The organism is Haloarcula nitratireducens (assembly GCF_019599505.1).
Map to the genome: position 1 here is coordinate 1,089,671 of NZ_RKLT01000001.1, position 13,196 is coordinate 1,102,866.

General features: G+C 68.3%; 11 protein-coding genes. 1 reads left to right on the plus strand and 10 read right to left on the minus strand.

Annotated elements, in window-relative coordinates:
- Window positions 1-137: 137 nt before the first annotated feature.
- From EGH23_RS05540 to EGH23_RS05580, 9 genes are all read right to left on the minus strand, one after another.
- Window positions 138-1,802: a tRNA uridine(34) 5-carboxymethylaminomethyl modification radical SAM/GNAT enzyme Elp3 gene (locus EGH23_RS05540; RefSeq protein WP_220579005.1), complete on the minus strand. Its 1,665-nt coding sequence runs from the start codon at window positions 1,800-1,802 to the stop codon at window positions 138-140.
- Between the two features lie 369 nt (window positions 1,803-2,171).
- Window positions 2,172-2,657 carry a cupin domain-containing protein gene (locus EGH23_RS05545; protein ID WP_220579006.1) on the minus strand — a complete coding sequence of 162 codons (486 nt, stop codon included), beginning with the start codon at window positions 2,655-2,657 and terminating at the stop codon, window positions 2,172-2,174.
- A 41-nt stretch (window positions 2,658-2,698) separates the two neighbouring features.
- Window positions 2,699-4,957: a DHH family phosphoesterase gene (locus EGH23_RS05550; RefSeq protein ID WP_220579007.1), complete on the minus strand. Its 2,259-nt coding sequence runs from the start codon at window positions 4,955-4,957 to the stop codon at window positions 2,699-2,701.
- Between the two features lie 65 nt (window positions 4,958-5,022).
- Window positions 5,023-5,286 carry a hypothetical protein gene (locus EGH23_RS05555; protein ID WP_220579008.1) on the minus strand — a complete coding sequence of 88 codons (264 nt, stop codon included), beginning with the start codon at window positions 5,284-5,286 and terminating at the stop codon, window positions 5,023-5,025.
- 24 nt (window positions 5,287-5,310) lie between these two features.
- Window positions 5,311-5,943, minus strand: a complete 633-nt coding sequence (locus EGH23_RS05560) for a YIP1 family protein (protein ID WP_220579009.1) — start codon at window positions 5,941-5,943, stop codon at window positions 5,311-5,313.
- Between the two features lie 51 nt (window positions 5,944-5,994).
- Complete coding sequence (locus EGH23_RS05565; RefSeq protein WP_220579010.1) at window positions 5,995-6,573, minus strand: NADPH-dependent FMN reductase; 579 nt, start codon at window positions 6,571-6,573, stop codon at window positions 5,995-5,997.
- A gap of 81 nt (window positions 6,574-6,654) precedes the next feature.
- Window positions 6,655-8,409: an alkaline phosphatase D family protein gene (locus tag EGH23_RS05570; protein WP_220579011.1), complete on the minus strand. Its 1,755-nt coding sequence runs from the start codon at window positions 8,407-8,409 to the stop codon at window positions 6,655-6,657.
- A 45-nt stretch (window positions 8,410-8,454) separates the two neighbouring features.
- Window positions 8,455-9,390: an HhH-GPD family protein gene (locus EGH23_RS05575; protein WP_220579012.1), complete on the minus strand. Its 936-nt coding sequence runs from the start codon at window positions 9,388-9,390 to the stop codon at window positions 8,455-8,457.
- 80 nt (window positions 9,391-9,470) lie between these two features.
- Window positions 9,471-11,375 (minus strand): sensor histidine kinase, encoded by a 1,905-nt coding sequence (locus EGH23_RS05580; protein ID WP_220579013.1) that lies wholly within the window; start codon window positions 11,373-11,375, stop codon window positions 9,471-9,473.
- Between the two features lie 173 nt (window positions 11,376-11,548).
- Between EGH23_RS05580 and EGH23_RS05585 the strand changes: the two genes are divergently transcribed.
- The gene (locus EGH23_RS05585) at window positions 11,549-11,875 is read left to right on the plus strand and encodes a ribbon-helix-helix protein (RefSeq protein WP_220579014.1); all 327 of its coding nucleotides are present in this window, start codon (window positions 11,549-11,551) and stop codon (window positions 11,873-11,875) included.
- Window positions 11,876-11,890: 15 nt separating this feature from the next.
- On the opposite strand, the gene EGH23_RS05590 is transcribed toward EGH23_RS05585, so the two are convergent.
- Window positions 11,891-13,153, minus strand: coding sequence for an MgtC/SapB family protein (locus tag EGH23_RS05590; RefSeq protein ID WP_328765813.1), 1,263 nt, complete (start codon window positions 13,151-13,153; stop codon window positions 11,891-11,893).
- Between the last annotated feature and the right edge of the window lie 43 nt (window positions 13,154-13,196).

Genomic DNA, 13,196 nt, shown 5'->3' on the forward strand with positions numbered 1-13,196 from the left:
TCGCGTTCGTATCTAGCTCAGCCGCTTCGAGACGTACGGCCCGTCACAGCCACCTTTTTCGGCCTCGGGTGGTCTCTGACCACCACTCGTTGAAAAACGTGGGCGAAAAACTGGCCCTCACTTCATTCGGGCCGTTCTCACGCCAACCGCTTCGAGACGTACGGCCCGTCCTGCTCGTAGTCGAGTTTGTTCCGGTAGTACTCCCGCACGCCGATGCCGGAGATGACCGCGAGCTTCGAGAAGGCGGCGTCGCGGGCCAACTCTTCGGCTTTCGCCAGCAGGCGTTTGCCGTAACCGCGGTGCTGGTGGTCGTCGTCGCCCGCGGCCTGTCCGAGCCCGACCGAGTTGCCGTAGACGTGGAGTTCGCGGACGAGCGCCGCGTCCTGTAGCTCCTCGCGGACGGGGTCGTTCGGGAACCGAAGCCGGCAGAAGCCCACCAGCACGTCGTTCTCGAAGTCCTCGAAGGAGACGAAGTGTTCCGTCCCGCCGCAGGCCTCGTACGTCATCACGTCGAGGGAGACGTTCTCGGCGTCGTTCTCGCTGTGGCCCGCCTCCCGACAGCGGATGCAGTCACAGGACCAGCCGTGCTTGTCCATCTCCTTCCATGCGAGCTGGCGGAGGTTGGACTTCCAGACGCCGCCCTCGATGAAGTCCGCCGGGATGTCCCGCTGGACCCGCTGGAGACGGGTGTATCGGGGAATCATGTCCTTGATCTCGGCGACGAGTTCGGCGGCCTCCTGATTGCCCAGCGGGTCGAAGTCGTTCTTCTGCCACCAGTCGTAGGTGACCGTCCCCGGCACGACGAGCGTCGGGTAAATCTTCAGGTAGTCGGGCTTCCACTGGGACTCCGAGAAGATGCGCCGGAAGTCCTCTAGACACATCTCCTTCGACATCCCCGGCTGACCGGGCATCATGTGGAAGCCGACCTTGAACGCCGAGTCCCGCAGGCGGCGGTTGGCGTCGATGCTCGCCTGAACGCCGTGGCCGCGGTGCATCTCGCGGTTGATGCGCTCGAACGTCGTCTGGACGCCGACCTCGACCTTCGTCGCGCCCAAGTCGAGCATCCGGTCGATCTGCTCGGGGTCACACCAGTCGGGTTTAGTCTCGAACGTCGTGGCGACGTTGCGCACGTCGGCCGTCTCGTTCTCCTCGATGACGTCCTCCAGGTACTTGAACTCGTACTCCTCGGGGTCCTCGGCGAAGCTCACGTCCTCGGCCGGCGTGGGTTCGGCGTCCACGTCGAAGTCGTTCATCGCCTCCAGCGCCCGCTTGACGAACCACTCCTGATAGTCGTGGCTCCGGGCGGTCATCGTCCCGCCCATGACGATGAGTTCGGCCTTGTCGACCGGATGGCCGATCTCGCGTAGCTGGTTCAGGCGGAGCGTGACCTGCCCGTACGGGTCGTAGTCGTTCTGCTCGCCGCGGGCCGCGGCGGGCTCGTGGCCGGTGTAGGACTGCGCGGAGGAGAACTCCGAGTCCGGGCCGCCGGGACAGTAGAGGCACTTCCCGTGGGGACACCGGTGCGGTGAGGTCATGATGGCGATGGGCGAGACGCCCGAGGCCGTCCTGACCGGTTTCCGCTGGAGGACCTCCTCTAAGACTTCGCGGTGTTCCTGCGGCGCGTAGTCCAGCAGTTCGGAGTTCTTCGGCACCTTCGGCGCGGAGTACTCCCGACAGACGTCCACCTTCGCCTGCTCGACGTCGTCGCGCTCGACCTCGCCGGCGAGGATCCGGTCGACCAACTCCGCGCACACCTGCTGGAAGGCCTCCGTCTCGCTCGGGTCGGACGTGTCGGTACTCATCGGGTTACCCGAAGTCGTCGTCTCGCGCGAATAAGCGTGTCGCTCGCATTCGAGACGCTTCACGCCTCGCGGTCACCGCGTCGCTGTTCGAGGTTCTTCGCTGCTCTGCTCGCGGGTCACTTCGTTCCCGCTGCGCTTTATCGAGGGCCGCTCGCTCCGTTCGCGCCCCTCGCTTCGCTCGGCGTCTCGCTACTGCTCGCGGCTTCGCCGTCGTCGGGCGGCGTTGCCGCCCGACTGCCTGAGAGACATTCGGTCCCTCTCCGCTCGCAATTCGAGGTTCTTCGCCATCGCTCAGACCCTCGCTACTCCTTCACGGCTCCCGTCGGTCGCCGTTCCGGTACGAGGGTCTTCCCTGCGCTCAGACCCTCGCTAGTCCCAATACTCCATCTCCGCATTCCGATTTAAATAGGTCGAGAGCGAGCGCTCGTCGCTGTCGCCGCCGGGGGCCGCGCCGGCGTAGAGACCCACCATCTCCTTGTCGGGATAGACCGTGATGTCCGGTTCCTCCATCGTCGAGACCGCGAGCAGGCGGAGACCGTCCTCGCCCGCCTCGATCTCGTGGGCGCTCTCCTCGCCGGCGGGCAGGGCGACGTAGTCGCCGCTTTCGAGGCCGTATTCCGTCGAGTCGGGTCCGAGCCAGAGCGTCCCGCCGCCGTTTAACACGAACAGCGCCTCCTCGTTGCCCTCGTGGTAGTGCCGGAGCCACATCCGGTGGCCCGGCTCGACCTCGTAGAGGCTCGTCCCGAGGTCCTCGCCGCCGGCGGCCGCGCCGATCTGCTTGCGCTTGAACGTGCGCTGGCCGTGTTCGTAGCTCGTCCACTCCAGGTCGTCGGCGTTGACGGGGCCGTCGCTCATGTCACCGGCGACGACGGCAACGGGGAAAAAGCTCCGCGAATCTACAGTTCGTCGCCGAGCGCCGACAGGAGCGCGTCGAGCACGGCGTCGCGCTCACCGGCCAGATAGCGAATCGAGCCCTCGCGGACGCTCCGGGGGGCGACGCCGCCCTCCGGCGCGTCCTCGGCGACGGTGCCGGCCAGTTCGTGGATGTCCACGTCGGCGTCGGTTCGGACGTACAGCGTATCCTTAGCGATACCGACGACGGCGTCGGCCTCGTCGCGGACGTCGCGGTGGAGCTCGTCCAGCAGGAGCGCCTCCGGCGGGAACTCGTACTGGTGGGAGTACGCGTCCGTGTCCAGCACGGCGATATTCGCGTCACCGACGGAGCGGTAGTCGAGGTTGGCTTTCGCCGTCGAGACCTCGTCGTCCACCCGCTCGCGGAACTGCTCCGCGATGTGACCGGCCAGGCCGCCCACGTCGTCCTCGTCGTCGCCGAAGACGAGGTCGGTGATGAGCTCGCGCTTGTCCTCGTAGGACTGGTAATGGGCCTCCAGCGCGACGGCCTCGCGGAGCTGCGCGACCGCCTCGTCGTCGTAGCCCGCCTCGCTGGCGGCCTCGTGATAGGATTCGGGCACGCTCTCCCAGAAGCTCACCGCGGGCAGGTGGCGGAGATCCTCGCGCACGTCGTCGTTGACGTGGGCGGCGACGTTGGCGGCCAGCGCCGTCGCGGTCGTCTCGGGCGCGTCGGCCAGGCTCGGCGAGACGGCGGCGTCCACGGCGTCGGTGACCGCGCCGTCGACGTCGATGTCGTCGACGAGCACCGTCGGCGCGCCGTAGACGTTCAGCAGGTCGAAGCCGTCGAGGCTCTCGCGGGTGCCGCCGGCGGCGACGAAGACGAACAGCGGCAGTTGCTCGTCGTGGCGCGCGCGGTTGTCGAGCATGGTCGACGTGTCCTTCGTCGCGTCGTCCATGTCGTAGACGCCGCCCTCGAGCGGTCGGCGGTCGAAGTAGTGGTACTGCGCGTCGGTGCGGCGGTGCTGGTCGGTGACCAGCGGGAGCGTCGCGCGTTCGAGCGCGCTGCCGGCGAGGTAGCCGTCGGCCGTGTTAGCGTGCCGGACGATGACCGGTCGGTCGGTGAGGACCGCCTTGCGGATCTCGGTGGCCGCCTCGACGAGGTCCTCGGAGAGGGCGTCGATGGCCGGGTCGTCGGCCAGCGGGTCGACGCTGTCGGGACGGGCCTCGTCGTCCAGCGCGTCGGCGAGCCGCTGTTCGACCTCGTCGCGTTCCGCGTCTTCGAGGACCGAGAGGTCCTCGGTCTCGACCTGAATCTCGCCGCGGCGGCGGCGCACCTCGCCGTCGAATCGGGCGAAGTCGCCCTCCTCGACGTCGGGGTAGGCGCGGACGCCGGCCTCGACGAACGCGGCGCAGTCGACGGTGCCGGTCTCGTCGGAGAGTTCGAACACCGTCGGGCCGGAGGTCTGTCGGATGCCGACGACCTCGCCTTCGAGGCGAACGTCCTCGCCGACGTGCTCCGAGAGCGCCCCGACGGCGACCGTCTTCGGCTCCGCGTCGGCTGATTCGGTATCGGCCGTTTCGGCGTCAGTCGCGGCAGCGTCGGTCGAGTCGGCCGCTGCTTCCTCGGTCTGCTCTTCGACGACCGCCGCGCTCCCGCCGTTCTGGGAGGCGTCCGTCTCCGTCGTCGCCGCGTCGTCGGCTCCGCTCTCCGTCGAGCCGACGCTGCCCGCGCCGTCTACGCGTTCGGCGTCGCTCGACTGGCTGACGGCTTCGGCGTCGGATTCCGTTTCGGCGACTTCGGCAGTCTCGCCGCTGTCGCCAGTCCGGTCGGCTTCGTCGTTCCGTTCGGTCGCCTCGTCCCGCGCGCTACCGTTTCCCGAATCCGCCGCACCCGCCTCCGCTTCGTCGGCTTCCTCTTCTTCGAGGAGCGTCGAGTGACCGACTTCGGGGTCGTCGACGAGGACGCCGCGGAACTCGCGTTCGGACTGGCGGATGGACCAGCCCAGATCGATGTTGCCGTTGTCGCGGACGTTCTTCACCTGGACGTACACCTCGTCGCCCGAATCCCAGTCGAGGGAGTCGAGCCGGCGGTCCAGTTCGCTCCGGTGGAGGAGTCCCGTGACGCTGTCGCCGATGTCGACGAAGACGCCGAACTCGGCGAATCCATCGACGGTACCGCGGTAGTACCGGTCGACGGATAGTTGGTCTGCACTGTTGCCTCGGAATACGAACAGGGCGTCCTCCTCGTGGAGGTCACAGATACGTCCTTCGACGGACGTGCCGCAAATGATACACGAACCCATTAGACGACGAAAGCAGGCGCTGCCTAAAACTGTTGTCGAATTCCTCGCGTCGGCGGCGCGCCGGTTCAGTCCATCACGTCGCTCTCCGATTCGAGCATTTCGAGGCCGGAAGCGACCGCTCTGGCCTGTTCGGGGAACAGCGCTATCTCCACTTCGCTGCCCTGTTCGTCTTCGAAGGCAATCTTGACTCGTTTGTCGCCGTACTCGCGGACGTCCACGCCCTCGACGTCGTACATCTTGATCGTCGCCTGCTTGTTCGACGGACCGACGTTCTTGAACGCGCCGTCTTTCAGTTCCAGCATGAACTGCTCGATGTCGATACTGAGCATATCCGAACCGCGGGCCGCCGACGCCTAAAACCCACCACTCGATGCGAGCGTCGCCAAGGCGTGAAAGCCCCGAAAGCCGTAGCCGAAGACGATCGCGGCGGGTAGCGCCGCGAGAACGGCCGCCACGCCCAGGCGGAGTTCGTGGACGACGGCGGTACCGACGACGTACAGCCCCGCCCCCCAGAGCGTGACGAGAACCCGGAGTTCGGGCGAGGGGAGCCCCGCGAAGACGCAGGGCGCCATCGCGTAGCAGAGCACCTGCACCGTCTCGCTGACGCCGCCGCGGTCGGAAGCGACGGGAATCAACAGCAGCGTCTGGAGCGCCGCCGTCAGGTGGACCGTCGCCGGCGCGACGAAGACGACGACCGCGAGCAGGACGAGGACCGCGATACCCGGCGTGAACTCGCCGATGGCGGGATACGCGAACGGCCCGGTCGAGACGACGCCGCGGCGGGCCAAGTCGACGACGAGGAAGCGACTCAGCTCTTCGAGTGCGACGACCAGCGCCGCGAATATCAGTCCGGGCGCTTGGTCGCCGGGCGCGACGCCGGTCCGGAAGAACCGCCGCGGTCGGGCCAGAATCTCGCCCCACGCGCGGGCCAGCGCGGTCGGTCCCCTGTCGCGCCCGCCCGTCGTGTTCTCGACCCACTGTGTCACGCCCGAACGTAGCGACTCTGCGAGTATGACAGTTGCGAGTCGTCTCCGCGGCTAATCGTCCGCGCCGACGTTCTCCGTGCTCTCGAAACACGGCGGGTCCGGTTCGATATTGGCGTACTGCACCGCCTCCTCGCCGAGTCTCGCCACTCGCTCGTCGATGTCCGGGTCGGTGATATCGCCCGCTTCGACGGCGTTTCTGGCCCGCGGGATGGCCGCCTGATGGGGGATGACCCAGCAGTTCAGCGCCCGGCAGACCGAGCGGAGGTGTTCGAGCGCGGTGATGGGGAAACTGCCGCCGGCGACGGCGAGCAGTCCGACCGTCTTGTTCTCGAACTCGTCGAACCCGCAGTAGTCGAGCGCGTTCTTCAGCGGCGCGGAGAACGACCCGTGATACACAGGCGTCCCGAGGAGGATCGCGTCGGCCCCGGAGACGGCGTCGGTCAATCGGGTCGCGTCACCGGCCTCGCGGGCGTCGGCGTCGAAGACCGGGAGATCGAACTCACGGAGGTCGAGCAGTTCGGTCGTCCCGCCCGCGACTTCGGCCTCGGCGAGCGCGCGTTCGACGGCGACGCGGGTGTAACTCTCGTCGCGGAGACTGCCGGCGATACCGACGACGTGCGGTCTGGACATGCCCGGAGACACGGAGGCGCGGAGTAAAGGGGTAGCGGAAGGGCGAGGGGTGAAAGCGCGGCCGGTTCCGGGTCGCCGCCGCTACGACCGGTACTCGTCGGTCACGTCGACGAGGTTGACGACGCCGTCGGGGACGCGGTAGGCGACGACCACGGATCGGTCGCCGTCCATCGAATCGACGGTCTTGTCCACGCCGTAGCCGACGTAGGTGCAGTCCTCGCGGGTGAACTCCACGACCGAATAGCCCCAGTTGTGGCTGTCGAAGAACTCGATGTGCGGGTTCATCGCGGCGACGAGTTTGCTCAGCAGCGGCTCGGTCAGTCTCCCGCGAAGCCCCCGAGTCAGATGCAGCGCTTCGGCCGCGTTGAGCGACGTGACGGCGGGCGTCATGAACTCGACGCCGATGCGCTCGCCCTGTGCGACCCCCTCGCCGCCGGTGACGCGGCCGGGGTAGGAGGTCTGCTGGTAGCCGGCGACGTAACAGTGCATGTCGCCGGTCAGCGTCACGAAGTTCTCCACGTCGGCGGCGGCGATGGCCTCGACCACCTGCAAGCGCTCGCGCGTGTAGCCGTCCCAGCCGCCTTGGACGGGATACACCGACAGCGGTCCGGAGCCGAGGCGGAACGGGATGGTCAGCACCTCGTCGGCCCACACCGTCCACTTCGCTTCGGAGTCGGCGATGGTGTCGACGAGCCACTCGCGTTGCTCCTCGCCGAGCATCGTCCGCCCCGGCGGTTCGCGGTGGGGACCGACGTTGTCGGGCGTCGGAATCGCCTCCCGCGGCGGGTCCCGAAAGAGGCGCTCGTCGGTCAGCGACAGCGAGACGAGGTCGCCGAACTCCAGCGAGCGCCAGAGGACGAACCGCTCCTGAAGGGACTCGCCGTTGGGGTCGTACTCGACGCGAGCGGGCATGTACTCCCACCACGCGTGCATCGCGTCTGCGACGAGTTCGGTCATGAACTCGGGGTCGTCGCCGCGCGGATGGTCGCCCGCGGGCGCGTCCGCCCGACTGTCCCAGTAGACGTCGTTGACCATCTCGTGGTCGTCCCAGCCGGCGATGAGCGTGTGCGACTCCAGCGCGCGCTGGAGGAAGCGGTCCGAGCGGTAGGTCCGGTGGAGGTAGCGGTAGTCGTCGAGGTTCCGCACGCGGTCGTAGCCGCTGGGCAGCGACAGCTCTCGGCCCTCGTACTCGTAGGAGCCGAGGCCCTTGAAGTGGCCGTCGCCGGACTCGTAGATGAAATCGCCCAGATGGACGACGAAGTCCACGTCCTCCTCGGCGACGTGGCCCAGCGCCGGGAAGTAGCCGTTGAGGTAGTTCTGACAGGCGAGGACGGCGATGCGGAGCGAGTCGGGGGAGTCCTCGGGCCGCGGGAGCGTCTGACAGCGCCCCGTTCGGGAGGCCACGCCGTCGTAGACGAACCGGTAGCAGTACTCGGTATCGGGGTCGAGGCGGCCGTCGACGTCGACTTTCACCGTGTAGTCGTGGGCGGCGATCCGCTCGCCGTCGGTCACCACGCCGTCGTAGACCACGTCCCCGAACGTCTCGTCCGTCGCGACCTGCACGCCCAGCGGCGTCTCCGCGTCGAACCGCTCGGGGTCGACGCGCGTCCAGAGGATGACGCCGCTCGGCGTCGGCCCGCCGCTCGCCACCGACTGCGGGAACACCGCGTCCGGGTCGCCCTCGCCGTCGATATCGAAGACGTCGGCGTCGCCCGACTCGACGAGGTCCATCGCCAGCGCGAGATCGTGCGAATCCAGTTCGGAAAGTAATTCGACGTGGTCCTCGGCCGTCCGCGACGGCTCGTCCCGCCCGTCCAGCCCGATCTCGCCCGACATACCACCTCTCTGACGGCGAACCGGTATCCCGGTTTCGGTGGGGCGCTACCGCCGGAGGCGGGCGACCGTCTCGCCGTCCCGCTCGTCGACGGTCACCAGTTCGTCGTCCGCGAGGTCCGAGACCAGTCCGCGGAGCCACTCCCGACCGTACTCGCCCTCCGGCGCGTAGTCGACGCGAATTCGCGGGCCGAGGTCGTCCAGCGCGAGCTCGTCGTACTCCTTCAGCGTCGAGACGACGCGCCCCCTGAATTGCCGCCGACTCCCCTCGAACTTGGGTTGGGTCGGCACGTCCGGCGCGGTGAAGTCGCCGGTCGCGTAGGCCGAACACCACTCGCGCCACGGGCACCCCGCGCCGTCGCAATCGGGCGTCTTCTCGCAGGCCACGCCGCCCAGTTCCATGACGGCGTTGTTCCAGACGCGGGATTCGCCCTCGGGCATGAGCGCCCGAGCGACCTCCTCGAAGGCGTCGTCATCGTCCGGCACGTCGAAGGCGCGGTACAGCACGCGCTTGACGTTGGTGTCGACGACGGCGTTCCCGTTGTTGAACGCGAAGGAGGCGACGGCGTTGGCGGTGTAGGGGCCGACGCCCATCAACTCCGAGAGGCCGTCGGGGTCCCGTGGCCACTCGCCGCCGTGGTCGTCGCGGACCTGCCTCGCGGCCTCGTGGAGGTACTTCGCGCGGTTGTTGTACCCCAGCGAGTGGTCGGTCCAGAATCCGACCACGTCGCTCCGGTCGGCCGCCGCGAGGTCCGCCACGGTGGGCCAGCGGTCGAGGAAGTCCTCCCACGCGTCGACGACGCGGTCCAGTTGGGTCTGCTGGCTCATCACCTCGGAGACGAGAATCTCGTAGGGGTCGTCGGTCTGCCGCCACGGGTACGCGCGGTGGTCGGCCTCGTACCACTCGACTAACGCCCGCTGCACCGGAGACGGGTCCGCGGGCACGTCGCCGGGGAGATCCGCGGTCGCCGACTGCTCGCTCATTGGCCCGCCGTTAGCATCGTCGCGGTTTGTGTGTAGTGGTCCTCGTCGCCGGCGGCGGCCGCTGGGCCGGGACCGCCGGACTACTCCACGTCGACCCGCTCGAACTCGCTGTCCGACCAGTCGAGTTCGTCGCCGCCCGTCACGTTCGAGAAGACGAACATCGCGCCGTCCTCGTAGGTGCTGTCGACGTAGAGCCGCCAGCCGTGGGCCTCCGCGATGGTCTTGACGATTGACAGCCCCAGTCCGGTCCCGTCCTCGCTGGTCGTGTGCCCGTACTCGAAGACGTCGCCTAACTGCGACTCGGGGATGCCCGGGCCGTCGTCGGCGACGTAGAACCCGTCCGAGAGCAGCCCGACCGCGACGGTGACGTCCCCGCCGACGTGGTCGATGGAGTTGCGAAACAGGTTTTCCAGTCCGCGGAGGAGACGCGAACGGTCGGCGCGGATGGAACGGGTCCCCGTGATTTCGAGGGTCGCGCCCCCGCTGTCTACGTTCCGCCACGCGTCGCGGGCCACGTCGTCGAGGGCGACTTCCGCCGTCTGCTCGATGCTCTCGCCCTCCCGCGTCAGCGTGAGCACGTCGTCGATGATCGACTCGATGCGGTCGTGAGCGCCCTCGACTTTCTCGACGTGGGTCCGTAGCTCCGCCCTATTCGTCTCCCCGTCCAGCGTCGTCAGTTGCGCGGAGAGCAGTTCGAGGTGGCCGCGGGCGACCGTCAGCGGGTTCCGGAGGTCGTGTGACAGCGTCGATGCGAACTGGTCGAGGCGGTCGTTCTGCCGCTCCAGTTCCCGCTTGGACTGCTCCGCCATCTCCCGGGCCTCGCGGGCCTGTCGTATCTGCTCGGCGAGGGCGTCGCGCGCGTCGGCAACGGCGTCGTAGAGCCGGCCGATCTCGTCCTCGCGCTCGGTCGAGAGGTCCGCGCCGAGGTCGCCGTCCTCGATCGACTCGATGCGCTCTCGGAGCCGGACGAGCGGGGTCACCGTCTCGCGGGAGACGACGAGCGCCGCGACGCCCAACGAGAGAAACGCGAGCGCGATCACGGCGGCGAGAGTGCGACCGACCACCCGCGACGGCCCGAAGAGCGTCGCCCGGTCGGCGGCGGTCACGACAACCCACGGCGTCCCATCGACCGGCGCGTACGCGAGCATCTCGTCGCCCGCCTCGCCGGTCGCGGTCTCGCCGCCTCTGGCCGTCTCGGACCCCGCACGCGCGGCGTACCGCTCGGTATCTCTCGCCGCCGTCGGGAACACGGGGTCGCCCGCCCCGTCGAGGACCGCCGTCGTTCCCGTCGCACCGCTATCGAGCCGCCGCCCGTCTACCGTCCCGACGACCAGCAGGACGGCGTCGCGGTCGGCGACCGGGCTGGCGAACGCCATCGCCTGCCCCCCGTCTCGCTCGTAGGCGGCCGACGACGCAACCGCCGTCGGATCGGTCGAGGCCCGCGCCTCGCGAACGGCGGGCCGCCACGCGGGCCGCATCGACGCGGTCGACCGTTCGGCCGCGGACTGCTCGGTGCTGGCAGCGACCACCGCCTGTGCCCCCGAGCCGTCGACGTAGTGAATCTCGACTACGTTCGCCGACGACGTCGCCGCGAACCGTCCGAGCGACTGTCGGACGCTCGTCCCGTTCCCGTCGACGAGCGCCAGCGTACCGGAAAAGGACCGCGTCTGCGCTCGAACGCCCGACTGCCACTCGCCGAGCGACGACGCGCGAAGCGTCGCCGCCTCCGTCAGCATCTCGGTCCGGTCGTCCTCGACGGCGTTTCGAACCTGGACGTAGCCCGCTAATCCGGCGGCGCTGACGAGTAAGGCGACGACGGCGAGAGTCACCACCAGTCTGGCGGCGTAGTTCCGTCGGACGACAGACGGCACTACGCGCCGGAATCGGCCGCGAAGCGTCCGCTCGGGTTCCGGTTCGCTCGTTCGCCCGGTCGGATGGTCCGCCGTCCGGTCCCGCGAGTGAGCGCCGTCGTCGTCTCCAGTCATCTGTCGTCGGTGTCCCCGGTGAGTCGAACCGCCACTCTCCCGGAGTGTCACCGCCTAATAAGTATAAAATTTGTGATATTGTCGGCGACCCGAAACGGCGTGAGGCGTCGGCTCGCGAGCGGTTCGGTCGACGAGTCGCAAAGCGTTTCCGCGGCCTCCACCACCCGGGAGACATGAGTCTCGACGATCTGCAAGACGAGATCGAAGCCGAGTACGCCGCCGCCGGCGAGGAGCTCTCCGTGGACCTCGACCGGGAGACGCGCAACGAACTGGCGATGCTCTCGGTCGCGCTCGACCCCGAGGACGTCGACGAGCTCGTCCGCCGCGCCGTCCACGACTTCTTCCAGGCGACGGTCGAACGCGGGACGCTCGACTTCCACCTCCGGTCGGGCTACGACTGCACCTACGACGAGTACCTCTCGGGGATGACCTTCGACGAGATGACCGGCAACCAGTTCCCCCAGCAACAGGACGACGACGACCGGCGCTACCAGTTCTGACCCCGCCCGCGGACCTCACATCAGGAGCGCGACGGCCATCAGGCTCGCGCCGCCGAGGACGACCGAACTCCAGATGGCGACCTGCGTGGCGAACTTCCGGTTCGGACTGGGCGCGGTGAGCGCCGCCTTGACGACGATGCTGGACGCCGTCGCGATGAGGATCGCTATCATCGCCGTCTGCTCGCTCTGGATGGTTCCGCTCCGGTAGAGCAACACCGCGGACGTGGTCGCGCCCGCGCTGGAGACGAGGCCGCTTATCGCGGACGTGACGTACAGTCCCGCCGTCCCGAACCGCGCGCTGGCGACGCCGCCGGCCACGACGACCAGCAGGAACACCCCGCCGAACGTCAGCGCGTTCTGCAGCGAGAACGGGCTGTCGAGGTTCATCTCGATGGTCTCCGACCAGTCCGCCGTGTACGCCGCGACCACGACGCTGCCGACGATGACCGCGCCTAAGGGAACGATCGCTTCCACCAGCACGCCCTGGCTGATGGTGAACAGGACGGTGATGAGGAGGTTCCGGAGCGCCATCGCGGCGTCGGCGAGCAGGATGGCCGCGACCGCGTAGGAACTCGCCTCCGGGCGCTGTTTGACGTGGTCCATCATCGTGCCGACGACCGCCGTCGAGGACGCCAGTCCGCCGAAGAAGCCGGTGATGGCGATGCCGCGGCCGCCGTAGCTCTGGACGACGGCGTAGTTGAGGATGCCGATGCCCGCGACGAAGACGACCATCAACCAGATCGTGCGGAGTTCGAGCGTGACGTCGATTCTCGGCACCGACACCGGGTCGGGCGGCAACAGCGGATAGACGACGAAGGCGATGATGGCGAACTCCGTCGCCGACCGCACCTCCTCCCGCGAGAGCCCCCCCGCGAAGCTGTGGAGCTCCCGCTTGAGGACGAGCAGTAGCGAGGAGATGACGGCCACGGTCACCGCCTCGAGCCTGGCCCCCGTCGCGGCGAGCGAGCCGATGCCGTACGCGACCAGCATCGAGACGGAGGTGGTCAGCGAGAGGCGCTCTTCGTCCGCCATGAGCCCCTGTATCGCCAGTAACACCCCCTGCGTGATGACGAGGACGCCGCCGACGATGAGGAGCGTGCTGTTCTCCGTCAGCGTGAACACCGCCGCCAAGAGACTGATGAGCGCGAACGTCCGGATTCCGGCCGACTTCTGCGACCACTCGCGTTCCAGGCCGAGGAACATCCCGAGCGCACCGGCCAACAGGATGTTGAGGATGACGTCGTACCCCGGCGAGGAGGCCAACTGTATCAAAGTCACAGTCCGTGTACTCGGCCGGAGAGTAAAACACTACGGCCAGCGA